At 62.0% G+C, this 26,674-nt stretch carries 25 protein-coding genes; 19 read left to right on the forward strand and 6 right to left on the reverse strand.

Annotated elements, in window-relative coordinates; all coding sequences use genetic code 11:
- Nucleotides 1-81: 81 nt before the first annotated feature.
- From ubiE to AC1DNW_RS10410, 8 genes are all read left to right on the forward strand, one after another.
- A complete protein-coding gene (gene ubiE / locus AC1DNW_RS10375; RefSeq protein ID WP_113307749.1) occupies nt 82-858 on the forward strand; it encodes a bifunctional demethylmenaquinone methyltransferase/2-methoxy-6-polyprenyl-1,4-benzoquinol methylase UbiE in 777 nt (258 codons plus the stop codon).
- Nucleotides 859-863: 5 nt separating this feature from the next.
- On the forward strand, nt 864-2,438 hold the full coding sequence (gene ubiB / locus AC1DNW_RS10380) for a 2-polyprenylphenol 6-hydroxylase (RefSeq protein ID WP_113298315.1): 1,575 nt from the start codon (nt 864-866) through the stop codon (nt 2,436-2,438).
- Nucleotides 2,439-2,529: 91 nt separating this feature from the next.
- The gene (locus AC1DNW_RS10385; RefSeq protein ID WP_113307748.1) at nt 2,530-4,113 is read left to right on the forward strand and encodes an aromatic amino acid ammonia-lyase; all 1,584 of its coding nucleotides are present in this window, start codon (nt 2,530-2,532) and stop codon (nt 4,111-4,113) included.
- 27 nt (nt 4,114-4,140) lie between these two features.
- A complete protein-coding gene (locus AC1DNW_RS10390) occupies nt 4,141-5,508 on the forward strand; it encodes a dihydroorotase (RefSeq protein WP_477852596.1) in 1,368 nt (455 codons plus the stop codon).
- Nucleotides 5,505-6,785, forward strand: coding sequence for a Zn-dependent hydrolase (locus tag AC1DNW_RS10395; RefSeq protein ID WP_113298312.1), 1,281 nt, complete (start codon nt 5,505-5,507; stop codon nt 6,783-6,785). Before AC1DNW_RS10390 ends, AC1DNW_RS10395 begins: the two co-directional genes overlap by 4 nt.
- Nucleotides 6,766-7,863, forward strand: coding sequence for an S-methyl thiohydantoin desulfurase domain-containing protein (locus tag AC1DNW_RS10400; RefSeq protein WP_113307746.1), 1,098 nt, complete (start codon nt 6,766-6,768; stop codon nt 7,861-7,863). Before AC1DNW_RS10395 ends, AC1DNW_RS10400 begins: the two co-directional genes overlap by 20 nt.
- A gap of 3 nt (nt 7,864-7,866) precedes the next feature.
- On the forward strand, nt 7,867-8,196 hold the full coding sequence (locus tag AC1DNW_RS10405) for a TfoX/Sxy family protein (RefSeq protein WP_113307745.1): 330 nt from the start codon (nt 7,867-7,869) through the stop codon (nt 8,194-8,196).
- 47 nt (nt 8,197-8,243) lie between these two features.
- The gene (locus AC1DNW_RS10410; protein ID WP_477852599.1) at nt 8,244-9,905 is read left to right on the forward strand and encodes a urocanate hydratase; all 1,662 of its coding nucleotides are present in this window, start codon (nt 8,244-8,246) and stop codon (nt 9,903-9,905) included.
- A gap of 9 nt (nt 9,906-9,914) precedes the next feature.
- Here the strand turns inward: AC1DNW_RS10410 and AC1DNW_RS10415 are convergent, their stop codons facing one another.
- Both AC1DNW_RS10415 and AC1DNW_RS10420 read right to left on the reverse strand, forming a co-directional pair.
- Complete coding sequence (locus tag AC1DNW_RS10415; RefSeq protein WP_113307744.1) at nt 9,915-10,316, reverse strand: GFA family protein; 402 nt, start codon at nt 10,314-10,316, stop codon at nt 9,915-9,917.
- Between the two features lie 58 nt (nt 10,317-10,374).
- Nucleotides 10,375-11,628 carry an MFS transporter gene (locus AC1DNW_RS10420; RefSeq protein ID WP_477852601.1) on the reverse strand — a complete coding sequence of 418 codons (1,254 nt, stop codon included), beginning with the start codon at nt 11,626-11,628 and terminating at the stop codon, nt 10,375-10,377.
- A gap of 90 nt (nt 11,629-11,718) precedes the next feature.
- Between AC1DNW_RS10420 and AC1DNW_RS10425 the strand changes: the two genes are divergently transcribed.
- Nucleotides 11,719-12,594, forward strand: coding sequence for a LysR family transcriptional regulator (locus AC1DNW_RS10425; protein ID WP_113307742.1), 876 nt, complete (start codon nt 11,719-11,721; stop codon nt 12,592-12,594).
- Here AC1DNW_RS10425 and AC1DNW_RS10430 read toward each other — a convergent pair.
- Nucleotides 12,591-13,496, reverse strand: coding sequence for a LysR family transcriptional regulator (locus tag AC1DNW_RS10430; RefSeq protein WP_113307741.1), 906 nt, complete (start codon nt 13,494-13,496; stop codon nt 12,591-12,593). The genes AC1DNW_RS10425 and AC1DNW_RS10430 overlap by 4 nt on opposite strands.
- 125 nt (nt 13,497-13,621) lie before the next feature.
- Here AC1DNW_RS10430 and AC1DNW_RS10435 point away from each other — a divergent pair, with 125 nt between their 5' ends.
- Together AC1DNW_RS10435 and AC1DNW_RS10440 are read left to right on the forward strand one after the other, a co-directional pair.
- Nucleotides 13,622-14,386: an SDR family oxidoreductase gene (locus tag AC1DNW_RS10435; RefSeq protein ID WP_113307740.1), complete on the forward strand. Its 765-nt coding sequence runs from the start codon at nt 13,622-13,624 to the stop codon at nt 14,384-14,386.
- A gap of 131 nt (nt 14,387-14,517) precedes the next feature.
- Nucleotides 14,518-15,267 (forward strand): SDR family oxidoreductase, encoded by a 750-nt coding sequence (locus tag AC1DNW_RS10440; protein WP_477852602.1) that lies wholly within the window; start codon nt 14,518-14,520, stop codon nt 15,265-15,267.
- Between the two features lie 63 nt (nt 15,268-15,330).
- Here the strand turns inward: AC1DNW_RS10440 and AC1DNW_RS10445 are convergent, their stop codons facing one another.
- Nucleotides 15,331-16,194, reverse strand: a complete 864-nt coding sequence (locus AC1DNW_RS10445; RefSeq protein WP_477852603.1) for an NmrA family NAD(P)-binding protein — start codon at nt 16,192-16,194, stop codon at nt 15,331-15,333.
- A 251-nt stretch (nt 16,195-16,445) separates the two neighbouring features.
- On the opposite strand from AC1DNW_RS10445, the gene AC1DNW_RS10450 reads away from it, so the two are divergent.
- Both AC1DNW_RS10450 and coaBC read left to right on the forward strand, forming a co-directional pair.
- A complete protein-coding gene (locus AC1DNW_RS10450) occupies nt 16,446-17,366 on the forward strand; it encodes a DMT family transporter (protein WP_113307738.1) in 921 nt (306 codons plus the stop codon).
- 71 nt (nt 17,367-17,437) lie between these two features.
- Nucleotides 17,438-18,649 carry a bifunctional phosphopantothenoylcysteine decarboxylase/phosphopantothenate--cysteine ligase CoaBC gene (coaBC, locus tag AC1DNW_RS10455; protein ID WP_113307737.1) on the forward strand — a complete coding sequence of 404 codons (1,212 nt, stop codon included), beginning with the start codon at nt 17,438-17,440 and terminating at the stop codon, nt 18,647-18,649.
- Here the strand turns inward: coaBC and AC1DNW_RS10460 are convergent.
- Nucleotides 18,636-19,448 carry a class II glutamine amidotransferase gene (locus AC1DNW_RS10460; protein WP_113307736.1) on the reverse strand — a complete coding sequence of 271 codons (813 nt, stop codon included), beginning with the start codon at nt 19,446-19,448 and terminating at the stop codon, nt 18,636-18,638. The two genes, coaBC and AC1DNW_RS10460, sit on opposite strands and share 14 nt — an antisense overlap.
- 549 nt (nt 19,449-19,997) lie before the next feature.
- Here AC1DNW_RS10460 and AC1DNW_RS10465 point away from each other — a divergent pair.
- From AC1DNW_RS10465 to AC1DNW_RS10490, 6 genes are all read left to right on the forward strand, one after another.
- Nucleotides 19,998-20,675, forward strand: coding sequence for a FadR/GntR family transcriptional regulator (locus AC1DNW_RS10465; RefSeq protein ID WP_477852606.1), 678 nt, complete (start codon nt 19,998-20,000; stop codon nt 20,673-20,675).
- Nucleotides 20,672-21,958 (forward strand): CynX/NimT family MFS transporter, encoded by a 1,287-nt coding sequence (locus AC1DNW_RS10470; protein WP_477852607.1) that lies wholly within the window; start codon nt 20,672-20,674, stop codon nt 21,956-21,958. The genes AC1DNW_RS10465 and AC1DNW_RS10470 overlap by 4 nt, the downstream gene beginning before the upstream one ends.
- 100 nt (nt 21,959-22,058) lie before the next feature.
- A complete protein-coding gene (locus AC1DNW_RS10475; RefSeq protein ID WP_477852608.1) occupies nt 22,059-23,597 on the forward strand; it encodes a S10 family peptidase in 1,539 nt (512 codons plus the stop codon).
- 48 nt (nt 23,598-23,645) lie between these two features.
- Complete coding sequence (gene otsB, locus AC1DNW_RS10480) at nt 23,646-24,443, forward strand: trehalose-phosphatase (protein WP_113307732.1); 798 nt, start codon at nt 23,646-23,648, stop codon at nt 24,441-24,443.
- A gap of 37 nt (nt 24,444-24,480) precedes the next feature.
- The gene (gene otsA, locus AC1DNW_RS10485) at nt 24,481-25,854 is read left to right on the forward strand and encodes an alpha,alpha-trehalose-phosphate synthase (UDP-forming) (protein ID WP_477852610.1); all 1,374 of its coding nucleotides are present in this window, start codon (nt 24,481-24,483) and stop codon (nt 25,852-25,854) included.
- 61 nt (nt 25,855-25,915) lie between these two features.
- Nucleotides 25,916-26,125, forward strand: a complete 210-nt coding sequence (locus tag AC1DNW_RS10490; protein ID WP_025669386.1) for a TOBE domain-containing protein — start codon at nt 25,916-25,918, stop codon at nt 26,123-26,125.
- Nucleotides 26,126-26,139: 14 nt separating this feature from the next.
- Here the strand turns inward: AC1DNW_RS10490 and tsaA are convergent, their stop codons facing one another.
- A complete protein-coding gene (gene tsaA, locus AC1DNW_RS10495) occupies nt 26,140-26,643 on the reverse strand; it encodes a tRNA (N6-threonylcarbamoyladenosine(37)-N6)-methyltransferase TrmO (RefSeq protein WP_113307730.1) in 504 nt (167 codons plus the stop codon).
- Nucleotides 26,644-26,674 lie beyond the last annotated feature (31 nt).

Consider the following 26,674-nt stretch of genomic DNA (forward strand, 5'->3'; position numbering starts at 1 on the left):
ACCGTGGCCCACAGATAGCGCCGCAGCCACGTTTTCGCTATGGTCGCCGCGCCGAATTCTTGATGTGAACGGAGTAGCTTGATGTCAGACAGCCGTATCTCCGCCGATGGCGGCATGGAAACATCCTACGGCTTCCGCGAGGTGCCGACCGGCGAGAAGCAGGGTCTCGTCAACGAGGTCTTCCACAAGGTTGCCAAGCGCTACGACATCATGAACGACGTCATGTCGATGGGCATGCACCGCGTCTGGAAGGATGCGATGATTGCGGCGCTGAACCCGCGCAAGGAGCCGGGCTACAAAGTGCTCGACGTTGCCGGCGGTACGGGCGACATCGCCTTCCGCATCGTCGAAGCCTCCAACCGCCAGGCACATGCGACCGTGCTGGACATCAATGGCTCCATGCTCGGCGTCGGCGCCGAGAGGGCGGAAAAGAAGGGGCTTTCGGAGAACCTCACCTTCGTGGAGGCCAATGCCGAGGACCTTCCCTTCGAAGCAAACAGCTTCGATGCCTATACGATCGCCTTCGGTATCCGCAATGTACCGAGGATCGAGGTGGCGCTGTCGGAAGCCTATCGGGTGCTGAAGCGCGGCGGCCGCCTGCTCGTGCTCGAATTTTCGGAAGTGGAACTGCCGGTTCTCGACAAGATCTATGACGCATGGTCGTTCAATGCCATTCCCAAGTTCGGCAAGGCAATCACCGGCGATGCCGAGCCTTACCAGTATCTCGTGGAGTCGATCCGCAAGTTTCCGAACCAGGAGAACTTCGCGGCGATGATCCGCACGGCCGGCTTCTCCCGGGTGAGCTACACCAATTATACCGCCGGCATCGCAGCGCTGCACTCCGGCTGGAAGCTCTGATCCGCATGAGTGCTTTCGGTGCATATTTCAGGCTCGTCAGGGTCGGTTGGATTCTTGTGCGCGAGGGCGTCATTTCGGCGCTGCCTTCGGAGGGGCTGCCGCCGTCCGTCAGCCTGGCGAAGTCCTTTGTCGGTATTTTCGCCCGCAATCGAAGCAAATCCCAAAAGCGCAGCGACCGGCTGGCGAAAGCCGTCGAACGGCTCGGGCCATCCTATGTGAAGATCGGCCAATTCCTCGCGACGCGTCCCGATGTCGTCGGCGTCGATTTTGCCGACGACTTGTCGCAGCTTCAGGACCGCATGGCCTTTTTCCCGGCGGCTGCCGCCAAGGCCAATATCGAGGGTTCGCTCGGGCGACCGATCGCAGACCTCTATGCAAGTTTCGGCGATCCGATTGCTGCGGCCTCCATCGCGCAGGTGCATCCGGCCGAGGTCGATACGCCGCAGGGAGGCAAGAAGGTCGCCGTGAAGGTTGTGCGGCCAGGTGTCCGGGCGCGGTTTGCCCATGATATCGAGGCGATGTACCTCGTCGCCCATATGCAGGAACGCTTCATGCCGGGCAGCCGGCGCCTGCGACCGGTGGAAGTCACAAAGACGCTGGAACAAACCACCAAGGTGGAGATGGACCTGCGTCTCGAGGCAGCCGCTCTTTCGGAGATTGCCGAGAATACCGAGAAGGATCCAGGCTTCCGTGTGCCGAAGGTGGACTGGGAGCGAACGGGCCGCGACGTCATCACCATGGAATGGATCGACGGTGTCAAGATGTCTGACGTCGAGGGATTGCGGGCTGCCGGCCACGACCTCAACCAGCTTGCCGACACGCTGATCCAGTCTTTCCTGCGCCATACGCTGCGCGACGGTTTCTTCCATGCCGACATGCATCCGGGCAATCTCTTCGTCGATCCCGACGGCATGATCGTCGCTGTCGACATGGGCATTGTCGGGCGTCTTGGGAAGAAGGAGCGCCGCTTCCTTGCCGAGATCCTCTACGGCTTCATCACCCGCGACTATATCCGGGTGGCGGAAGTGCACTTCGAGGCTGGTTACGTGCCCGGCCATCACAATGTCGAGAGCTTTGCCCAGGCGATCCGGGCGATCGGTGAGCCGATCCATGGACAGCCGGCCGAGACGATCTCCATGGGCAAGCTGCTGACGCTGCTTTTCGAAGTGACCGAACTCTTCGACATGCAGACGCGGCCCGAGCTCGTCATGCTGCAGAAGACGATGGTCGTCGTCGAAGGCGTCTCGCGCATGCTCAATCCGCGCTTCAACATGTGGAAGGCCTCCGAGCCAGTGGTCGGCGACTGGATCAAGAACAATCTCGGCCCGAAGCGCATCGTCACCGATCTCAAGGACGGGCTGAAGGCAGCCGTGAAGCTTGCCGAAGCTGCGCCCGAAATCGCCGCCCAGACCGAGAAATTCCATCACCAGCTTGTGCATATGAGCGAGCACGGCCTGCGCTTCGACGAGCAGACGGCCGAAGCCATCGGCAAGGCGGAAGCACGCCACAACCGCTCCGCCAAAGTGGCCCTCTGGATCATTGCGCTCACACTTCTCTATATTGCGTGGGTACTGAGCTGACCGGGACCAACAAATGCATGATGTGTTCGGCATTTGGGATATCCCGCCAGACGTGAGGCTCGCTTAGTCTCGCCTCCATGGAGATGAGCATATGAAGCACGAGCGTCCCGGAATCGAACTGAGCGGCCAGCCCCTGAGCTTTGCCGAGATGGTGAGGATCGGCTCCGGCAAGGCAGCACTTTCGGCTTCGGCGATCGGCATGCAGCGTGTGAAGATTGCGCGCACGATCGTGGAGGATGCCATTGCAACCGGGATGCCGGTCTACGGCGCGACCACGGGTGTGGGCGCCATGAAGGATGTCGAATGGTCGCCCGAGGATCTCGACGCCTTTAATCTTGGCCTCGTACGCGCCCATCACTTCGGCACCGGCACGCCCTTTTCCTGCAATGTCGTGCGCAATGCCATGGCGATGCGCGTCAATACGGCGCTGACCGGCCAGGTCGGCTGCACTCCTGACCTCATCGATGCCTATATGCGGATGCTGAAGGCGGACGTCATTCCAGTCGTGCGTCGCACCGGCTCGATCGGCTGCGCCGATATCGGCCTGATGGGCCAGATCGGCGCTGTGCTGACCGGGGTCGGCGAAGCGATTTATCGCGGTAATCGCATGCAGGCCGCCGAAGCCTTCCAGGCAGCCGGCATGGAACCGGTGAAGATGGCGCCGCGCGACAGCCTCGCCTCACTCAGCGTCAATGCCGTCAGTTTTGCTGCAGCCGCCGAGACGACGCGCAATGCCGCCGCCTCGATCCGCGTCCTGCTTGCGACCGGCATGATGGCGTCAGGCGCGCTCGGCGCATCGCGTGATCCCTGGCGGGCCGTGCGCCATGTCGGCACGGCACGGGAAGCGCTGATCGGCGCCTGGCTTTGCAATGCCTCGGACGAATGGGAATGGCCGGTCGCCACCCACGTGCAGGACGCGCTCAGTCTCCGCATGATCGCCCAGGTCTTCGGTGCGGTTATCGAGAACCTGCTTTCGACCGGCCATAAGATCCTTGCCGCCACCGGCCGCTCCGACGACAATCCCGTCGTCGTGGAAGGACGGGTGATGACATCGGGCGGTTCCCTGCCGCTCGACGTGACGATCCTCCTGGAATCGGCCGCACTCTGCATGGCACATGCGGCGCGCAATGCCTTCAACCGTTGCGTTCTGCTCGGCAACGGCCAGCGGCGCGGCCTGCCGGTCAATCTCGTACCTCCCGGCCGCATTGCCACCGGTTTTGGACCGATCATCAAGCTTGCGGGGGAAATCTTCTCGCGCGTACTCTCCATGTCGAATCCGGTTTCGGCGCAGTCGCTCGTCGTTGCAGCCGGCCTTGAAGACGAGGCAGCTTTCCTGCCGCTCGTCATCGAGCGTTTCGACCGGCAGATGCGGGCGCTGAGACGTCTCGCCGCTCTGGAAGCCCTGCTTTCGGCACAGGCGATCGATATTATCGGCGATACGCCGAAGGGTGTTGCGGGCATGCTCTATGGGGTCGTGCGCAAACACGCAGCCTTCTATACGGTCGATCGGCCGCTCTCGGCCGAGGTCGAGGCGATCGAGGAAGAACTCGGCTCGGATGAATTCATTTCGAAGCTGATCGAGCAAGTGCCGATCGCTTCCTTCGACGATTTCTTTGCGCTTGGTTCACTCGAGCGCATCGAGGAGCGGCTGACGCAGGAACCGGCCATCATCTGAATTGCGACCTATCGAGGGAGACGCGGCATGGATTTCGATCTCGTTCTGCAGGGCACGGTGGTGCTACCGGAGCGCATTCTCGAAAGCGGTTATGTCGCCGTTCGTGACGGGAAGATCGCAGAAGTCGGCCTCGGCGTGCCGCCGGCGGCCAGGGAACGGCATCTTCTCGGCAAGGCGCTGATCTTGCCGGGCGCTATCGACGCCCAGGTTCATTCGCTGTCGCAGAAGGATCAGGAGGACTTCATCTGGTCGACGCGCTCGGCGGCGGCCGGCGGTGTGACCACTATCGTCGATATGCCTTATGACGAAGGCAATCTCGTCTGCTCGGCCGAAGCGGTAAAGAAGAAGCTTGATCACGCCGGCCCGCAGGCACGTGTGGACTTTGCGCTCTACGGCACAATCGATCCTGAGGAAGGTCCTGCGCGCATCGCCGAAATGGTGCAGGCGGGCGTCGCCGCCTTCAAATTCTCCACTTTCGGCACGGATCCCAAACGCTTCCCACGCATCCCGCCTGCGCTGCTCGACGCCTGCTTTGCGGCGATTGCCCCGACCGGGCTGACGGCGGGCGTGCATAACGAGGATGACGAAGCGGTTCGCACCTACATGGAGCAGGTGAAGGCAAGCGGCATTGCCGACTGGCGCGCTCATGGCCTGTCGCGCCCGCCGATCACTGAACTGCTTGCCATGCATACGATCTTCGAGACCGGCGCCAATAGCGGCTGTCCCTCCCATGTCGTGCATTGCTCGCTCGGACGCGGCTATGATATCGCCCGCGCCTACCGCCGCGATGGCTTCGAGGCGACTGTGGAATGCTGCATCCACTACCTCACGCTCGATGAGGAAAATGATGTGCAGCGGCTCGGCGGCAAGGCGAAGATCAATCCGCCGGTACGTCCGCGCGCCGAAGTCGAAACGCTGTGGCGCAAGGTCGCCGAAGGCAATGTCTGGTTGGTGTCGACCGATCACGTGAGCTGGTCGGAGAACCGCAAGACCAATCCCGACATGCTGGCGAATGCATCCGGCGTTCCAGGCCTGGAGGTGATGGTGCCGCTCTTCGTCAAGGGCGCGCTGGAGCGTGGCATTCCCCTGACCTGGGCGGCAAAGCTGATGGCCGAAAATCCGGCAAAACATTTCCGTTTGGACCACATCAAGGGCGCGCTGATGCCAGGCAAGGATGCCGACATCGTCGTGCTCGAACCCAACGAGAGGGTTTATGACGCTTCTGCGAGCGGCAACAATGTCGTCGGCTGGAGCCCCTATAATGGTATCCGCCTGCCATGGACGGTTTCAGCCACCTGGCTGCGCGGACAGAAAATCACCGAAGGAGCGAAGGTTATGGCCGAACCCGGTTCCGGCCGCTTCGTGCGCCCGCTGCCACGCMAGGTGCTCGCATGAGCCGCAACCTGCCCGTCAATCCTGGCCGGATCTCTGCTGATATTGAGGCTCTTTCCGCCATCACCGAACCCGATCGTCCCTGGACGCGGCGGGCTTTTTCGCCGCTCTTTCTCGAAGGTCGCGCCTATCTTGAGGCGCGTATGCGTGCGATCGGCCTGGAAACCCGTATCGATGCGTCGGGCAATCTGATTGGTCGGCGGGAAGGCTTAAAACCGGGATCCGGCATCATCATGCTCGGTTCGCATTCCGATACGGTGCCTGACGGCGGTCGCTTCGACGGCATTGCCGGTGTTGCCGCAGCACTTGAAGTTGCGCGGTCGCTGCGGGAACGGGAAATCCACCTCGACCATGATCTGGAAATCGTCGACTTCCTGGCTGAGGAAGTGAGCATCTTCGGCGTTTCCTGCGTTGGCAGCCGCGGCATGACCGGGCAATTGCCGCAGGCGTGGCTGTCTCGCAGCGTCGATGGTCGGGACCTTGCCGAAGCTATTGCCGAGGTCGGGGGATCGCCCGGCGTCCTGACCCATGAGAACAAACCCGATATCGCCGGCTTTCTGGAACTGCATATCGAGCAGGGCCCGGTGCTTGAAAACGAGCGCAAGGATATCGGTATCGTCACAGCAATTTCGGGCATCACCCGCATCGAAATCACCGTGGAAGGCCGGGCCGACCATGCCGGCACGACCCCGATGGATTCGCGTGCCGATGCGCTGGTCGCTGCTGCGCAGCTCGTGATCGATATCCGCAATGCGGCAAGCGAGCTTGCCAAGACGCCAGGCCATTTTGCGGCCACCGTCGGCGAGTTCCGGATCGAGCCGAATGCCGCCAATGTCGTGCCGTCGCGTGTCGTTCTGCTGGTCGACGGGCGTGCCGAAATCCGCGACGACATGGAGGCCTTCTGCCATTGGCTCACCGGCCACGCCGAAAGGCTCGCCTTCGCCTTTGGCGTGACAATCGCGCCGCCAAACCGCATTTCCGACAATCTTCCGACACCGAGCGACAAGGGCCTGCTCTCCAAGCTGGAGCGGGCCTGCGAGACGGTTGGCGCCAAACACCGGCGCATGGCTTCCGGGGCCGGCCACGACACAGCCTGGATCGCGCGTGTCGCACCGGCTGCGATGATCTTCGTGCCCTGCAAGGAAGGCCGCAGCCACTCGCCGGATGAATGGGCTGAAAATGACGACATAGCGCTCGGCGCCGCCGTACTTTTTGAAGCGGTGCTTGAGATGGACCAGAACGTGATCAAGGAGATGGGCGATGGGACGCATACTGGTTGAGAAGGATGTGGAAGCCGCCGTCAAAGGCGGTTCCGTCTACGCTGCCGGTGGCGGCGGCTGGGCCGATCACGGCCGCATGCTCGGTTATGCTGCCGTCAATGTCGGCAAACCTGAGCTCGTCTCCGTCGAAGAACTCGGCGACAGTGACTGGATCGCCACGGCAGCGGCAATCGGCGCGCCGGCCTCCACCACGCCCTGGGAGATGCAGGGCATCGATTACGTGAAATCCGTTCAGCTTCTGCAGGAGGCCCTTGGCGAGAAACTGTCCGGCCTGATCATCGGCCAGAACGGCAAATCCTCGACGCTGAACGGCTGGCTGCCTTCCGCCATTCTCGGAACCAAGGTCGTCGACGCGGTCGGCGATATCCGCGCCCATCCGACCGGCGATATGGGCTCGATCGGCATGGCGGGTTCGCCGGAGCAGATGATCCAGACCGCCGTTGGCGGCAACCGCGCTGAAAACCGCTACATCGAGCTGGTCGTCAAAGGCGCAACGGCGAAGATCTCGCCGGTGCTGCGGGCAGCCGCGGACCAGTCCGGCGGCTTCATCGCCAGCTGCCGCAATCCGTTGCGTGCTTCCTATGTGCGCAAGAATGCTGCGCTTGGCGGCATCTCGATGGCACTGAAGCTCGGCGAAGCAATCATCGAAGCCGAAAAGAGAGGTGGATCGGCGATCATCGACGCGATCTGCAAGACGACGGGCGGCCATATCCTGGCCGAGGGTACGATCACCAAGAAGGATGTCGTCTATACCAAGGAAGCCTTTGACATCGGTACGATCACGGTCGGCGCCGGCGACAAGGCTGTCACCCTGCACGTGATGAACGAATATATGGCTGTCGATGATGCCAACGGCACGCGTGTCGCGACCTTCCCGGCCGTCATCACCACGCTCTCCGAGGAGGGCGTGCCGCTCTCCGTCGGCCAGCTCAAGGGCGGCATGCATGTCTTCATCCTGCATGTGCCGAAGGACATCATTCCGCTCTCGGCCAGCGTGCTCGATCCGACCGTCTATCCGCCCGTYGAAAAGGCGATGGGCATCGAGATAGCCCGTTATGCGCTGGAGACGAGGGCTTGAGCTATGGCGCGCGACCCTGGTCTCGAAGAACTGATGCGCGATGAGCTCGGCGACCGGCCGGGCCTGAGCGAGAAATCCATGTTCGGCGGCTGGGCGTTTATGCTCAATGGCAACCTGCTCTGCTGCGCGCGCCATGACGGCATGCTTCTCCGTCTCGGCAAGGGCAAAGATGGCTGGGCGCTGGCCCTGCCCGGCATAATCCAGATGCTGTCGGGCGAGCGGATCATGCATGGCTGGGTGCGAGCCAATGCCGATGTCTATGGCGACGATGCCATGCGGCGGCGCCTTATCGATGCGGCGCTTGCCTTTGTGGAACCGATTCCAGCGAAGTGAATGAACAGGTGCTTCAGGCGCCGGCGACAAAAGACGAGGAACCCAAGATGCCCAAGGCCAATCCACGCCATCCGAAATTTCCGATCCCCGGCGGGCCGGAGCTGCGCGCCAAGGGCTGGCGGCAGGAAGCGCTCCTGCGGCTCTTGGAAAACGTGCTCTCGGTCGGCGAAGATCCGGATAATCTCGTTGTTTATGCCGCGCTCGGCAAGGCCGCCCGCAACTGGCCGGCACATCGGGGCATCGTCAAGGCGCTGACCGAAATGGACGAGGACCAGACATTGCTGATCCAGTCCGGCAAGCCGATCGGCCTCGTGAAGACCCACGCCAAGGCGCCGCTCGTCATCATGGCGAACTGCAATATCGTCGGCCAGTGGGCGAAAGCCGAAGTCTTCTACGAACTGCAGCGCAAGGGCCTGATCTGCTGGGGCGGGCTAACGGCCGGCGCCTGGCAATATATCGGCAGCCAGGGCGTCATTCAGGGCACCTATGAGATTTTCATGCGCATTGCCGAGCGCCGCTTCGGTGKCGATCTTCATGGGCGCTTCGTACTGACGGCAGGGCTTGGCGGCATGGGTGGGGCGCAGCCGCTTGCCGGTCGCATGGCGGGGGCTGCCATCCTCTGCGTCGATATCGATGCGGAACGCGCCCACAAGCGCCAGCAGATCGGCTACCTGCAGGAAATCGCACCCGATCTCGATAGCGCGCTTTCGATGATCGATGCGGCGGTCAAGGAAAAGCGTGCGCTTTCCGTCGGTCTCGTCGGCAATGCGGCAGAAGTTTATCCGGAAATTGCCCGGCGCGGCATCGTGCCCGATATCGTCACCGACCAGACCTCGGCGCATGACCTCGTCTACGGCTATGTGCCGAAGGGCATGAGCCTCGATCAGGTGAAGGGACTGCGCGACGACGGCCAGGGCCAGCTCATGGCCGCCAGCCGCGCCTCGATTGTCGAGCATGTCACCGCGATGCTGGAATTCCAGAAGCGCGGATCGGAAGTCTTCGACAACGGTAACCTTATCCGCACGCAAGCCCGCGAGGGAGGCGTTGCCAATGCCTTCGACATTCCGATCTTCACCGAAGCCTACTTGCGGCCGCTCTTTGCCCGCGCGATCGGCCCGTTCCGGTGGATGGCGCTGTCGGGCGAGGAGAGCGATATCGCCAGAATCGACGACCTGCTGCTGGAGATGTTCCCCGACAACAAGATCATCACCAACTGGATTCGGCTGGCGCGTGAGCACATTCCGTTCGAGGGGCTGCCGGCGCGCATCGCGTGGCTGGGTCATGGCGAACGCACGGCGCTGGCGCGGCGCGTCAACGAACTCGTCGCGAATGGCGAGCTCAAGGGGCCTGTCGCCTTCTCGCGAGACCATCTCGATGCCGGCGCCATGGCGCATCCGAACATCATGACCGAGCGCATGAAGGATGGTTCTGACGCCATCGCCGACTGGCCGCTCATCGATGCGATGATGCTCTGCTCGTCAATGGCCGACCTAGTCGTCGTCCATTCGGGCGGCGGCGGCTATGCCGGCTACATGACGAGCTGCGGCGTCACCGTCGTTGCCGACGGCTCGGAAGCCGCCGACGAACGCCTCGACCATGCGCTTACCAACGATACGGCGCTCGGCGTCATGCGCTACGCCGACGCCGGTTATGACGAGGCGCTGGACGAGGTGGCGAAGAAGGATGTGCCCTATATCCGGCTCGGCTGAAAGCCGTTGTCAGAGAAGCCGCTTTTCCGCGGGCTCGGCGTCGTAGCGGTCATGCAGGCCATCAAAATAGGCAATGGGTGCCGCGGCAAGCTCTTCGGCACCCGCATCATCGAGGCAGTTGACTGCAACGGCGATGAAGGGGCCGATCGTTTCGTTGTCGTTGCGGGCGAAGGAAGCCACGCCACAGGTCTCACAGAAGAGATGATGGATCGACCCGGAGCCAAAGAGGTATTCACGCAAATGATCGCGGCCTGACACCAGACGGAAATCGGCCGGCTGCACGATCGCCAGCCAGCTGCGCTTCTTGCGGCAGATCGAGCAATTGCACTTGAAGGTACCGGCCGAAAGGTCAAGCCCGGCCTCATAGGCAATGGCGCCGCAATGGCAGCTTCCATGGTAGGTTTTCTTCACGATGATCCTCCGACTCGTATTTAACCTGTTAGTTAAATTAGTCACTACGGATCGGAAGTCAAGACGGGCGCCGGGCGAGCTGGCGTGCCGCGAGTGCCGACAGAAACGCGAATGCCATCATGACCAGCGTGAAGACCACGATCGCCGCCCATCCCTCCATCGACCAGAACCAGCCTCCGGCCGAGCCCATGATGCTGGAGCCGATGTAATAGGCGAGCATATAAAGCGAGGAGGCGTGGCCTTTCGTACCGACCGCAAGTTTGCCGACCAGACCACTCGCCACCGAATGCGTCGTGAAGAAGCCGCTCGTCAGGATGATGATGCCGAGGACAATGAGCGGCAGAGAGGCTGAAAGCGTCAGCGCGCAGCCGGCTGCGGTGATGCCGATGCCCGTCAGAAGAACGTTGAAATGACCGAGCCGGTCGCCAAGGATGCCGCCGACCGACGATGCGCCGATCCCAAAAAGATAAACGGTAAAGATCAGGCCGAGCTCGGTCTGGTTCAAGTCGTAGGGAGGCGCTACGAGACGGAAGCCGGCATAGTTGTATATCGYCACGAAGGAACCCATCGCGAAGAAGGCGATGGCGAAGATGAAGGGCAGAGCCGGATTGCCGAGATGTCCGAGCCAGGCCTTCAGATGGAACTGCGGATCGAAGCCTGCACGACGCACGAAATTGCGTGACGGCGGCAGTAGAGCGATGAAGCCGATCGCCGCGGCAAGGCCGATGGCGCCGATCAGGAACAGAGCCGGTCGCCAGGAAAGATATTCGGCGAAGATGCCCGTCAGCACGCGCCCCGACATGCCGCCGAAGGCCGTACCGCCGACATAAAGGCCCATGGTGGCGCCAAGGCCGCGCGGATCTATTTCCTCCGCGAGATAGGCCATGGCGACGGCCGGAACACCGCCGAGCACGAAGCCCTGCAGGGCGCGGATGACCAGCATGAGATGCCAGTCGGGCGCAAAGGCGGTGGCGATCGTCAGCACGGCTGCGCCAACCAGCGAGATCGACATGAGGCTGCGACGACCAAGCCCTTCCGAGACGGCAGCGGCACAGACGATCGCGATCGCCAGGAATCCGGTCGAGAGCGACAAAGCCAGCGAACTCTCGGCCGGGCTGACGGAAAATTCCTGAGCGAAGATCGGCAGCAGCGGCTGCACGCAATATAGCAGCGAGAAGGTAGCGAAGCCTGAGAGGAAGAGAGCCAGGCTGGCGCGGCGATAGGCGCCGGTACCGCGTGTCAGATAGAGTTTCTGACGGTCTTCATCGGCCGTTTGCAGGCCGGCAACGTCTTGGATTGCAGAGTCGGACATATCAATTCCTTCCTGTCTCCGATCTAGTCAGACCGCCTCCATTTGTCCAATATATGAAATAGACGATCTTGATATGTTTTGGAGATAGCGATGGAACTGCGGCATCTGAGGTATTTTCTGGCGGTGGCTGAGGAGGGTAATTTCACGCGGGCAGCCGCACGCCTTGGCATCGGCCAGCCACCGCTCAGCCAGCAAATCCGCGATCTCGAAACGGAAATCGGCGCGATGCTCTTCCATCGCGTGCCGCATGGTGCGGAGTTGACGGCGGCTGGCGCCGCCTTCCTGCCGGAAGCAAAGGCCTCGCTGGCAGCGGCTGAAAAGGCGCGTTTGGCGGCGCAGAGCGCCAATCGCGGCGAGACCGGCCGGCTGTCGCTCGGCTTCACCGCCTCTTCCGCTTTCAACCCCATTGTCAGCACGACGATCCGCCGTTTTCAGGCCCGCTGGCCGGACGTGCAGCTTTCACTGACGGAGATGAACACGCTCGGCCTGATGCAGAAGCTCGAACGCGGCGAACTGGATGCGGCCTTCATGCGACCGGGCCTCGACGATCCCAATGGCGTCAGGCTGAAGCGCTTACCGGACGAACCGATGGTCGTCGCCCTACCGGCAAACCATCCCTTGGCAAAGCAGAAGACGTTGCCGCTTGCCTTGCTGGCAAAAGAGTCTTTCATCCTCTTCCCGCGGCTGGTCGGTCTCAGCCTTTATGACGATGTGGTGCGCGCCTGCCGCGAGGCGGGCTTCGAACTGATGGTGGCGCAGGAGGCACCGCAAATCTCCTCGGTCGTCAATCTCGTCGCGGCCGATCTCGGCGTCTCTATCGTGCCGGCCTCGATTTCGCAGATCAAACTTGCCGGCGTTGCCTACCGGCCGATCGACGGACCGCCCGCTGTGGCACGGCTGGCACTTGCCGTGCTGCGTAGCCAGCGATCTCCCGTAACCGAAAACCTGATGAGCCTTCTGAATTAGAAATCCGGATCCCAATAGGGCGGATCACCGAAGGTCTTTTTCAAATGATCTGCGATGGCGCGCAGTTTGGCCGAGGGGTTTCGGCCTTCGGGATGGGCCATATAGATGAATTCCGGTTCGGGCTTGGCGCCGACATCAATCTCTATCAGCCGACCGTCCCGAATTGTCGGACCGGCGATAAAGGTTGGCAACAGCGCGATGCCGAGGCCCTCGATCGCGGCATCATGCAGCATGTCGCCATTGTTGATGCCGAGACCCAGCATCGCTCGGATAACGACGGTGCCATCCTCCGTCTGGAAGCGCCAGTCCGCGGCACCGCGGTTCGTATAGAAGACACCGCGATGATCGTTGAGATCGGACAGCGAGCCGGGTTTGCCGTGACGCTCGATGTACTCGGGCGAGGCGACGAGCAGCCGGCGGCTACGGGCGAGCTTCCAGGCGACCAGCCTCGTATCGGCGATAGCGCCGTGGCGGATGATGGCATCATAGCCATCCGAGGCCGGATCCACGCGTCTGTCATCCATATCGAGCGTCAGCGCGATCTGCGGATGCGCCTTCAAAAACGGATAGAGGGCCGGACCGAGATGCAGGCGGCCGAAGCTGACGGGGGCCGCGATGCGCAGTGGCCCAGAAAGCGTGCCTCGGCGCTCCGCCATATCGGCCGCAGCGTCTTCCATCTCGCGGACAATGCGCCCGGCGCGCTCCAAAAAGGCTGCTCCATCTTCCGTCAGTGTCAGCTTGCGCGTGGTGCGGTGGACGAGCATGGCGCCCAGTGTCTTCTCCAGTTCCGCCAGCCTTTCGCTGACAACCGACTTGGACAGGCGTAGCCGCCGGGCGGCCTCGCTCACCGATCCGGCCTCCACCACGGCGACAAAAGCCGCAATCCCTTCAATCTTCATCATCGTTCGGCTTTTCCGAATTCGAGCTCCGCATTTAGGAGACTAATCCGAACGAAGGAAGAGTGCCATCTTCCAGTCATCGAAACCGGCAGCCACGCCGATCCAACCCAAAGATAGGAGATGGAACAATGAATCGTCTGATCGACAAAGTCGCAATCGTCACCGGCGCAAGCTCGGGTATCGGTCGCGTCACCGCAAAACTTTTTGCCGCCGAAGGCGCCAAGGTCGTCGTCGGTGCCCGCCGCCAGGCTGAGCTCGACAGCCTCGTCAATGAAATCGAGGCCGCGGGAGGTGACGCCGTTGCCGTTGCCGGCGATGTCAGGTCGGAAGACTATCACAAGGCACTGGTCGCAGCCGCCGTCGAGAATTACGGCAAGCTCGACATCGCCTTCAACAATGCCGGCACGCTTGGAGAAGCCGGCCCGAGCACCGAAGTCTCGGAAGCAGGCTTCAGCGACGCGCTGGCGATCAACCTGACAGCATCCTTCCTCGCCGCCAAGCATCAGGTCGCCGAAATGGTCAGGCACGGCGGCGGCTCGGTGATTTTCACTTCGACCTTCGTCGGCTACAGCTTCGCCTTCCCCGGTGTTGCCGCCTATGCCGCGAGCAAGTCCGGCCTCATCGGGCTGACGCAGGCGCTCGCCGCCGAATACGGCCCGCAGAACATCCGCGTCAATGCGATCCTGCCAGGCGCCGTCGATACGGACATGTATCGCGAAATGAACGACACCTCGGACAAGCAGGCCTTCATCACCAACCTGCACGCGCTCAAACGCGTCGCAGCACCGGAAGAGCTCGCCCGCTCCGTGCTTTACCTTGCATCCGACGACGCAAGCTTCGTCACCGGCACGGCCACGCTGGTCGATGGGGGCGCTTCGATCACCCGCACCTGACGGCAACGGTGCGAGTATCTGCTGCAGCTTGATGAACCCTCCTGAAATCAGCAGGTTATCGTGCCGGCATTCTACAGCGCGGTCCGATCATCAAAGGGCAAACGCCCGTCCCATATCCAAGGAACAACACAATGACCCGTCTTGCAAACAAAACAGCCCTGATTACCGGCGGCACCAGCGGCATCGGACTTGAGACCGCCCGCCAATTCATCGCCGAGGGCGCACGCGTCGCCATTACCGGCAGCAGCGCAAAAAGCGTGGAAGCCGCCCGAGCCGAATTCGGCGACACGGTTCTCGTCATCCAAGCCGATGCCGGCAATGTTGCCGGTCAGGCGGCTGTTGGCGAAGCTGTAAGGAACGCCTTTGGCACGCTCGACATTCTCTTCGTCAATGCCGGTATTGCCGAATTCGGCCCGCTCGAAGGCTGGAGCGAAGCCGCATTCGACAAGTCGTTCGCGGTCAACGTCAAAGGTCCTTACTTCCTGATCCAGGCATTGCTGCCGATCTTTTCGAAGAAGGCCTCGATCGTGCTCAACACCTCGATCAACGCYCATATCGGCATGCCGAATTCCAGCGTSTAYGCSCTGACGAAGGGCGCATTGTTGACACTCGCCAAGACGCTATCGGGAGAATTGATCGGCCGCGGCATCCGGGTCAACGCCATCAGCCCCGGCCCGATCGCCACGCCGCTCTACGGCAAGCTCGGCATGTCGGAGGCCGACTCCAAGGMGATGGCGGCCCAGATCCAGTCGCAAATTCCGGCCGGTCGGTTCGGCGACGTCAGTGAAGTCGCCAAGACCATCGTCTTCTTCGCCTCGGATGAGGCTGCCTACATCGTCGGCAGCGAACTGATCATCGACGGGGGCATGAGCAATCTCTGAGACCCCTGGACTTCAGAGATATCAGCTAAAGGCCGCGGCTCCTCTCCGCCGCGGCCTTTATATTCATGCGCCGGCGACAAGCCGGCGAATGGCCGTTTCGATCGTCGTCGTGCCCTTCAGCGATTTCCCGCGGCCAGCCTCAAATTCGATCCAGCCTTCGTTGAAGCCATCCAGCATGCGCATGCGGGGCTCGGGGTTATTCATGCCCTGGGCACGGAACAGCTCTTCCCAGCTCTCCTGCGGGACGACTTCTGCGGTCACCGGCTTGCCAAGCGCCTTGGCGAAGGCAGCAGCAATCATGGCCGGGCTGACACGCTCGGGACCTTCCAGCTCTGCCACGCGTACACCCTGCCAGTTCTCGCGCAGCATCTTCGCACCAATCACACCGATATCATCCACAGCAACCATCGGTACGGCACGGTCGAGCGGCTGAAGGAAGCTCGGAATGACCCCGGCTTCGCGTGCAGGCGCTACATCCCAGGCGGCGTTTTCCATGAACCAGGCGGCGCGCAGGAAAGCGACCGGTATTGATAGTGTCGAAAGCTCCTTCTCGACGATGCCGAGCTGGCTCAACAGGTTCGGCTGCRTGGCCTGTGCGCCGACCGTCGACAGGCAGACGAGCTTTCCGGGCCTTGCCGCCTCAAGCGCGGTCTTCAGCGTTGCCAGCATGCCTTTCACCTCCGGGAAGCCCGGTGTGGGATCGAAAAGCGGAGGGATAACGAGAAAGACACCTTCCGCACCTCTGAACGCTGATGTCAGCGATACCGCGTCGTTCATGTCGGCGACAGCGATCTTGCAGCCCCGCTCTTTCCAGCCGGCGGCCTTTTCGGGATTTCTCACGACGGCACGAACCTCGGCGCCATCCTTCAGCAAGTGATCGGCAACGGCGGCACCGACCTGGCCTGTCATTCCGGTTACAGCAAACATGGGGCAACTCCTTTATTTGKGTTGGCCCACTATGCTGCCGCACTATTTTTGACTGAAGTGCGCTTACGTCACATGATTGATGACACAAAGGCAGCAATTTCGACTCGTTCTGCGAAACCCGTCTCCGCTATGTCGCGGGCCGACTCTTGTTTCCGCCCGTGATAGGGCATATCGGCTAGGCGATAGCTCTTCGCGACCGCTCCACATCCCCTTTCCCACCGGAGCCCAGTCCCATCTCTTCGGAGTTTCACATGCTGATCGGCATCCTCTGCGGTCTGGCCACCTGTGCGCTGTGGGGGCTGAGCTTCGTCGCCCCGCGCGTCGTCGAGCCCTATACGGCGATCGACCTGACCGTGGCGCGCTACGGGCTTTTTGCCGTTGTCAGCCTTACCCTGATGATCAATCCGCGCTTTCGTCCGGTGGGTTTGCGGCGGTCGCTTGTTTTGACCGGCATTGCGCTCGGCAGCATCGGGTATGTCGGTTATTTCATGAGTATTTCCTATGCCGTGCGTTACGCAGGCACCGCCATTCCACCGCTCGTCATCGGCACGATGCCTGTACTGCTTGCCATCATCGCCAATCTCAAGGACCGGTCCATCGACTGGAAAACACTGGCAATACCGCTGATCCTGATAGCCGTCGGCATCGGCTGGGTGAATGTCTCGATCTTCGCCACGACATCCGCCAGCGATCAGCCGGAAATCCTGCTCGGCATCGTCGCCGCGCTGATCGGACTGGCGCTCTGGGTCGCCTATGGCATGATGAGCGCTGCGGTCATGCAGTCGCAGGATGCGCCAAGCGCCATGCACTGGACCGCCTTGCAGGGGATCGGCGCCGGCATCGGTGCACTCGTCCTTCTGCCCTTCACCTCGCTCTGGGAGACTGTCAGTTTCACCGGCACGCAGACCTTTCACTTCGTACTCTGGGCGACAATCATGGGCACTGCCGGCTCGTGGCTTGCCACGCTGTGCTGGATGATTGCCTCGCGCCTTCTGCCGCTCGCGCTTGCCGCCCAGCTGATCGTCGCAGAAACCGTCTTCGGCCTTTTTTACGGCTTTCTGTTCGAACAGCGCATGCCGACGGTGCCCGAAGCCGGTGGTGCGGTCCTGCAGCTGATCGGCGTCGGCATGGCAATTGCGCTCTTTACGCCCAAGCGGATCAAACAAGCCTGAGTGTCGCGATTGCATGTTTTCCACCAAAGGCTTAGGGTTTTGCCCAGTCAAAGAAGCGGCGGGAAAAAACCATGGCTCTCAGCGGCAAACGCATCCTCCTCATCATCTCAGGCGGCATCGCGGCGTATAAGAGCCTCGATCTGATCCGCCGCCTGCGCGAACGCGGCGCCTCGGTGCGTCCGCTCATGACCAAGGGGGCGCAGGAATTCGTGACACCGCTGGCGGTCGGCGCATTGGCCGCCGATCATGTCTTCACCGACATCTTTTCGCGACAGGACGAGCAGGATGTCGGCCATATCCGGCTGGCGCGCGATTGCGATCTGGTGCTGATCGCGCCTGCCACCGCCGACCTGATGGCGAAGATGGCCAATGGACTTGCCGACGACCTCGCCTCCACGGTGCTGCTTGCCACCGACAGGCCAGTGCTTGCCGCGCCTGCAATGAACCCGAAAATGTGGGCGCACCCGGCGACGAAACGTAATGTCGAGACGCTGCGGCGCGATGGCCTCCGCTTCATCGGCCCTGTCGCCGGCGAGATGGCGGAAAGCCGCGAGGCCGGCACCGGCCGCATGGCCGAGCCGCTGGAAATCGTCGCTGCAGCCGAAGCCCTGCTGGACGACGGGCCGAAACCGCTTGCCGGCAAGAGGGCCATCGTCACCTCCGGCCCGACGCATGAACCGATCGATCCGGTGCGCTATATCGCCAACCGTTCCTCCGGCCGGCAGGGACATGCCATCGCCGCAGCGCTTGCGCGGCTCGGCGCCGATGTGACGCTGGTGTCCGGTCCGGTTACCATTCCCGATCCGGCCGGCGTCAAGATGATCCATGTCGAGCGGGCCGAGGAGATGCGCGACGCCGTGCTCGCCGCCCTTCCGGCCGATGTCGCCGTGATGGTGGCGGCAGTGGCCGACTGGCGCGTCGCCTCGGCCGCCGACCAGAAGATCAAGAAGCACCCGGGCGAATCCATCCCGACGCTGGCGCTGACCGAAAACCCCGATATTCTCAAGACTGTCGGGCATCATACGACGCGGCCGAAGCTGGTGATCGGCTTTGCGGCAGAAACGCAGGATGTCGAGACCAATGCCAAGGCGAAGCTGGAGCGCAAGGGCGCAGACCTCATCGTCGCCAACGACGTCTCGCCGGCAACCGGAATCATGGGTGGCACGCATAACAGCGTGAAGATCATCCGCCATGACGGTGTCGAACAGTGGCCCGATCTTTCCAAGGCGGAGGTTGCGGAGCGACTGGCCGCCGTGATCGCCGAGCGGCTTACGCAGGGATAGAGACGGGCTTCGGCCTTTCAAGCATGGGCTTTTCCGGGTGGAACGCCGTGATATCAAGGCCATCGGCACTGACGATCACGGCGCTGCCGTCAGGAATTTCCCGCCAGGCATCGCCATCATCGTTCAATGGTTCGGAGACAAGGCAGTAGCCGCCGGCAAGCGGCGAGGCGTAGAGCGTCGGCGCCTTGCGGTCGGTGGCATAACGAACCGCGTAGAGCGACTTGCCGTCCGAGAAGGCTGCCGTAAAGCGCAGCAGCACGGAACCCAGAATATTCTCCGCCAAGCCTTCGACGAAGGCGATGGTCCGCGCCATCGCAGCGATCGGCGCATCACGCAAGCCGAACTGCAGGGCGATCAGGAACAGAAGCTCGGAATCCGTCGTGCCGCTGCGGGCGTTGAACAGATCATCATCAAGCATGGTTTCCATTGGCCGGCGCAGGCGCTCGAAGCCGGAAATCTGGCCATTATGCATGAAGGACCAGGTTTCATGCGTGAAGGGATGGCAGTTGTCGCGCCGCGTGCCCCCGCCGGTCGCAGCCCGCACGTGGGCAAGGAACAAGGGCGAGCGAATCTGCCGCGCCAGGCTCTTCAGATTACAGTCGGACCATGCCGGCAGGATATCGCGGTAGCGGCCCGGCTCAGACCGGTCGCCATACCAGGCTATGCCGAAACCATCGCCATTCGTCGCCGTCTTGGCGCGGGTGGCGCAATGGGATTGCTCGATCAGCGAATGGGCGGGTGAAGATACCAGCTCCTCCAGATAGAGGGGATCTCCGCGATAGGCTGCCCAACGACACATGCTCTTGCTCCGGCCCACCGCCTGCTGCGGCAGGAATGCTGAAAACGTCCTGGATTGTCTGACGCTACGGCTAATAAGGGCTTAACCGCCACCCGATTTGCAAGGCGCAGGTGACGAATTCTTGACAATGGTCAAGATCACTTTCCGCAAATGCGATATGGATTTGCGTGATCGGAACGGCCGAAAATCAGGCATTAGAACGACATAGCCCCGACGCCGGCTAAAAAACAGCCATGCGTTTTCCTCTTGCATCTCGAAGGAATCGAGCTACCTTTAAGTCATCGACAACGTAACGAAAGGAAGGTGATCCAATGTCTAATGAGTTTTCGGACTTCGTAACGGGCATGGAAGTGGTGATGAAGGCGAGGCAGCCCTCGTTCTAAACCCGCCTTCCTGGGGCCGCATAAGACGGTCCGGGCCAGTTACAGGCCAAACCTCATGGAAAGGGTCGCGAAAGCGGCCCTTTTTTATTGCCTTCATTCAGCCGTTGACGCTCGAAAGGAACAACACTATTCGTAAAGTCATCAGATGACTTTACGAATAGTGTTGATGCAACCTCTTAACAAGACCAACCTTGCCGACACGGCCACTGAAGCGATCCGCAGCGAGATCCTCGCCAAGCGCTGGGCTGTCGGCGAGAAACTGCCGAACGAAGCCTCGCTTTCGACCATGCTGTCGGTCAGCCGMGGCAMTGTGCGCGAAGCCGTGCGCGTTCTTGTTTCGCAGGGCCTCCTGGAAACGCGGCAGGGCTCCGGCACCTATGTGCTTTCGACCACCGACAGCAGCCGGCCGCTCACCATGGCGCGGCGCGCCAGCCTGCGCGACCAGTTCGCGGCGCGCTGCGCGCTCGATGTAGAAGGCGCGCGGCTTGCCGCCACCCGCAAGACGCCAGACATCATCGCCGGGCTTCGCGCACTGCTTGTCGCGCGCGGCAATTATCAAGGCGGCGATCCGGCAAGGTTTATCGAATGCGACCTTGCTTTCCACAAGGCGGTCATTGCCGCCTCCGGTAACCGGGCGATGATCGAGATCTACGATTTCTTCTCCACCTCGATTGCGGAGACCATTGCCGCCACGCTCGACAAGGCGATTCCCGAACCCGATATGCAGGCACACCAGGCAATCGTCGACGCCATCGAGTCCGGCAGCCCTGACAAGGCCGATACCGCCGTGCGCGATTTCATGGCGCCCATCCTTTCCGCCCTCGACCGGATGCTTCTTTCATGACCATACAGAATGCCACACCCTCGTTCGACGCCGTTGACGAGACGATGATCGATGCCGAAATCGACAGTGTGCCGGCACCGCTGCCGCCGCAGAAGCTGAGCACGACCGCCCGCTTCCTGCTCGGTGCCAGCCTCGTGCTGATCGCGTTTAATCTGCGGCCGGTGTTTTCCAGCGCCTCCGCGCTGCTGCCGGAAATCCGCACGGAACTCGGCTTGTCGCCACTCGGCGCCAGTCTTCTGACGACACTGCCCGTCGTCTGTCTCGGCGCGTTCTCACCGCTCGCTCCGCGGCTTGCCCAGCGCATCGGCTCGGAGCGGACGCTGCTCGGCGTGCTCCTGCTGCTGACATTCGGCACGGCGCTGCGCGGCCTTTCCTCCATTCCGCTGCTGTTTTTCGGCACCGCRCTTGCGGGTGCTGCGATCGCCGTCGGCAACGTGCTGCTACCCGGACTGATAAAGCGCGACTTCGCCGCGAACACAGCTCTGATGACCGGCCTCTATACGATGGCGCTCTGTGCGGGTGCCGCCAGTGCGRCGGGCCTGACGCTGCCGATCGAACAGGCGCTCGGCGGCTCGCTGGAAGGCGCGCTCGCCGTCTGGGCCTTKCCCGCCCTCATCGTTGGGTTGATCTGGCTGCCGCAGGTCATTGCGAGCGGTCGACAGGCGCGACGCRGCGGCTTTCGCGTCGAAGGACTATGGCGGGACAAGCTTGCTTGGCAGGTCACGCTTTTCATGGGCCTGCAGTCGGCACTCGCCTATTGCGTCTTCGGCTGGCTGGTGCCGATCTTGCGTGAGCGCGGGCTTGACGGCGTTGCGGCTGGCGGCATCGTCTCTGCCTCCGTCATGGTGCAGGCCGCCGCCTGCCTCGTCGTGCCGCACATCGCCGTGCGGGGCAAAGATCAGCGCCTTATCAATGTTACGCTCTGCGCCCTCGCCGTCGTGGCACTTCTCGGTCTGCTCTTCGCGCCACTTTCCACCGTCTGGTTCTGGGCCGTCCTCCAGGGGATCGGCCAGGGCGGGCTCATTGCCGCGGCCATGACAGCCATCGTKCTGCGTTCGCGCGATCCGCATGTCGCAGCCCATCTTTCGGGCATGGCGCAATGTATCGGTTATCTGCTTGCCGCAATCGGTCCGTTCATTGTCGGCCTGATCCGCGGCTGGACCGGCAGTTTCGCCTGGTGCGCCGTACTGTTCGTCGCGCTCGGCCTCGGTGCAGCCTTCAACGGATGGCGGGCCGGCCGGGCACGGCATGTGAACGCACGGACCGTCGAGAGCGGCCAGTGAGCAAAGCTCACTTGCGCATCACCATCTCTTGATCTCCATCGAAGGGGTGCGGCTGCTACCCTATCTCAGCCGCATCCCGCACCCGCCGGAGGAGATATACTTGCGCTTCCGATCCCTACTTCTGTTCGCCGCACTGACCGCCACGCTCACGCCTGCCCTCGCCTTCGCGCAAGAGGCCGGCGAACGTCGTGCTCCCGCCCAACAGGGTTCGGCCCGCGAGGGCGTGCTCAGGCTGCTGCCCGCAGATTCCGTCACCGAACACGAGCTGACGACAGCCGATGGGCGCAAGATCGCCTATACCGCGACCGCAGGCACACTCGATCTCTTCGGCCAGGATGGTGGGCAGAACGCCGCGATCTTCTATACCGCCTATGTCGCCAAGGATGCGAGGCAAGACCGGCCGATCACCTTCGCCTTCAATGGCGGACCAGGTGCGGCTTCCGCATTCCTGCATCTCGGCCTCGTCGGCCCGAAGGTGCTGGATTTCGGACCAGATGGCCGTGACGGCGCAAATGCAAAGCTCGTCGATAACACGCATAGCTGGCTCGATTTCACCGATCTCGTGCTGATCGATCCTGTTGGTACCGGCTGGAGCCGCACGGTGAAGGCCGACGACGCTTCGAATTATTACAATGTCAGCGCCGATGCGCAKACCATGGCGAAAACGATCGCGCTCTACGTCGCTCATAACAACCGCGCCAATTCGCCGAAATACCTGCTCGGCGAAAGCTATGGCGGTTTCCGCGCTGCCAAGGTGGCGTCCACGTTGCAAGAGAGCCAGGGAATCATCATCGCAGGCACTGTCATGCTATCGCCGCTGCTTGAAGGGCAGTTGATGTTTAATGCCGACCAGTTCGCGCTCGGTGCGGCGCTGGAATTTCCCTCGCTGGCAGCCGCCGAGGCCGACCGCCGCAGGAGCTTCAGCGAGTCCAGCCAGCGCGATATTGAGACCTTCGCGCTTGGCGAATATCTCACCACGCTTGCTGGCGCCGCGCCCACAGGCGATGCGGCAACAGCCTTCTATGGCAAGATTTCCAGTCTCACCGGCATTCCGCAGGATGTCGTTATCCGCAATCGCGGCTTCCTCGGCGATGCTTTCGCCAAGCATTCCGACCGGCAGGGCGGCGAAGTGATGAGCCCCTACGACGCCTCCTTCGCAACACCCGATCCCTATCCGGAATCCGATTACGACCGCGGCAACGACCCAATCCTCGACGGGTTCGCCCGCGCCTATGGTGGCGCCTTTGCCGATTATGCCCGCAACGAACTCGGCTTCAAGACGGAGATGACCTACACCCTGCTCGAGAACGATATCAGCCGGCGCTGGGATTGGGGCGGTGGACGTGGCGGCGGCTCGCGCTTCCAGGCAAGCGCCACCGACGATATCAGGCAGATGCTCGCCTCCAACCCGTCCTTTCACCTGCTAGTCGCGCACGGCTACAGTGATCTGGTGACCCCCTATGGCGTCAGCCGCTACGTAGTTGACCATCTTCCGCCGTCGCTTGCGGGCAATCGCGTGTCACTGAAGCTCTATCGCGGCGGCCACATGTTCTACACGACGGCCGGCCAGCGCGCCGCCTTCACGGCGGATGCGAAGGCCTTTTATGCCGAGCATCCCGCCGGTCCGCCGGCAGATTGAGGACGGTCGAGGGTTGCCGCAGAGCCGTGCTGACCTAGTTTCCCGGGCATGGCAAACAGCAATCAGCTATCAGAAGCGCCGCCATCCGGCAGCGTTTCCCAGCAGGACGAAACCCTTACCACGCTCTCTTCCTATCTCCAGCACGGCGCACTCTTTCTCGATATTGACGGCACGCTTCTCGATCTCGCACCGACGCCGGATGAAATATTCGTACCACCGTCGCTTCCCGCGCAGCTCGACGCGCTATCGAAAAGGCTCGGCGGCGCGTTGGCGCTGGTGACAGGGCGCGGACTATCCTATGCCGACCGCCTCTTCGCTCCCTTCCAGTTTCCTATCGCCGGCCTGCATGGAGCCGAACGCCGCAGCCCCGACGGCAGCATCTTCAAGGTGGAGTCTACGGCCGAATTCGAGAGGCTGAAGATCGAACTGCGGGCAGAGACGGCAGGCTGGACCGGCATCCTCATCGAGGACAAGGGCGCGGCCGTCGCCGCCCATTTCCGACTTGCGCCGGCGCGGCAGGCGGAACTTACAGAACTGATGCAGCGTTTCGCGAACCGCGCAAGACCGGACTGGACCCTCCAGCATGGCAAGATGGTTCTCGAAATCCGCCCCGCCAGAGCCAACAAGGGCGACGCATTGGAGAGCTTTCTCGCAACTTCAACCTTTCTCGGCCGCCATCCGATCGCCATTGGTGACGATGTCACCGACGAGGCGATGTTCGCCATGGCGAACCGGCTCGGTGGATATTCCGTCCGCGTCGGCCCGCCGTCAGCCGAGACCGCCGCTCGCGGCACCCTGCCTTCTGCGCAAGTGGTCCGCGAAATCATCTCGCATTTCACCAACTGATTGCATTTGCAGTTATTTCTAATGAAAGGAATTTTTCATGAGCCGACTTGTCGTCGTTTCCAACCGTGTCCCCGTCCAGGAAAAGAAAGGGGCCGCGTCCGCCGGCGGGCTTGCCGTGGCGCTGGAGGCCGCACTTGAGAAACGTGGCGGCATCTGGATGGGCTGGTCGGGAAAGATCAACGAAGAAGGCGAACCCGGCCCGCTTGCGATCGAGGAGCGGGGCAACATCACTTATGCACTGACCGATCTCACATCCAAGGATGTCGACGAATATTACTTCGGCTTCGCAAACCGCATGCTCTGGCCGATMTGTCATTACCGAATGGACCTTGCGGAATACGGCCGTACGGAAATGGCCGGCTATTTTCGTGTCAACCGCTTCTTCGCCCATCGACTGGCGCCGTTGATCAAGCCGGACGACGTCATCTGGGTCCATGATTACCACCWCATTCCGCTTGCCGCCGAGCTTCGGCAGATGGGTATCAAGAACAGGATCGGTTTCTTCCTGCACATTCCCTGGCCACCGGCAGACGTGCTCTTCGCCATGCCCGTCCACGAGGAAATCATGCGAGGGCTCGCTGCCTATGATCTCGTCGGCTTCCAGACCGATCACGATCTGGAAAATTTCGCAGGCTGCCTGCGTCGCGAGGAGATGGGAGACATGATCGGCGAAGGGCGTTTTACCGCCGGTGAGCGCACGTTCCGCGGCGGAGCCTATCCAATCGCCATCGAAACGGCCGCCTTCGCTGAATTCGCAAAGAGAGCCGACAGCCACAGCATGGTACTGAAGGCGCGCCACAGCATCGAGGACCGCAGCCTCATCATCGGCGTCGACCGGCTGGATTATTCCAAGGGCATCACGCAGCGCATCGATGCCTTCGAGCACTTCGTCACCAACAATCCGGCGCATCAGCGCCAGGTCACCTATCTGCAGATCACCCCGAAATCCCGCTCCGAAGTACCGGAATACGAGGCAATGCAGCGCATGGTCGCCGAACAGGCCGGCCGTGTGAACGGCGCGCTCGGCACTGTCGACTGGGTGCCGATCCGCTATATCAACCGCTCCGTCAGCCGGCCGGTGCTCGCCGGCCTCTATCGGCTTGCCAAGGTCGGCCTCGTCACGCCACTGCGTGACGGCATGAACCTCGTCGCCAAGGAATATGTTGCCGCACAGAACCCTGATGATCCGGGCGTGCTGGTTCTTTCCCGCTTTGCCGGCGCGGCGCGGGAGCTGAACGGCGCCCTGCTCGTCAATCCCTACGATATCGTCGGCACATCCAATGCGCTGGCACGCGGGCTTAACATGCCGCTCGACGAACGCCGCGACCGCTGGCGACGGATGATGGATCACCTCTTGGAACATGACGTCTCGCGCTGGTGCGACGACTTCCTAGGTGATCTCGCTGCCTGAACGGTTTGACGCGGAAGCCTGCCGGCAGATAATTTCGCGAGCATAACAAGGGAGGATTTTCATGAAGATCAGTGCGCGCAACCGCCTGAAGGGCAAGGTCGTGGATGTGGTGAAGGGTGCGACGACCGCCCATATCCGCATCGATATCGGCAATGGCGTTATCGTCACCGCCTCCATCACCAACGAGGCGGTTGACGAACTCGGCCTCAAGGTCGGTTCCGAGGCCTATGCCGTCATCAAGGCTTCCGATGTGATGGTGGGTGTCGACTGATTTTTTCGGTTTCGCTACGATGCGTGGCCGGTCTGGAAATCGCCCGGCTGCGGCGGGGCTATGGGCTTGAAAAAGGTGCGGTCCGGCTTCAAGTCGAGAAGCGGCGTTCCATCGAGGCAATCCAAGCCGCGGACCAGCACCGCATTGCCTTCGATCGCTTCCAGCTTGACGATGGAGGTGCCGATCGGATTGGGCCTTACGGGTGAGCGCAGCGAAAAGGTCCCGTGCGTCTTGCCGTTGCTGGCCGGGCTCTGCAGCAGCAGATCGCGCCGCGACTGATGCAGCCAGTAAAGCACTTCCAGCCGCTCGTAGGCCGCGACACCTTGCAGTGCAGGCGTCCAGGGATCGAAGATTTCGATGCGGCAGAGCGGTCCGTCATGCCGCCCCTGGCGCGGGGTTTCCATTCGCGAGGTCCAGGGCGTGAAAATGCGACCGATGAAGACGAGGCCGGCATCCGTCGCTTCAGGCGGATTGTCGAGCGCCAGTTCATTTTCACGGATCTCGTTTTCTCGCACCATAATTCCTTCTCCCAGCCGCAACGAACACAGG

The organism is Rhizobium sp. 05L429, from assembly GCF_056397645.1.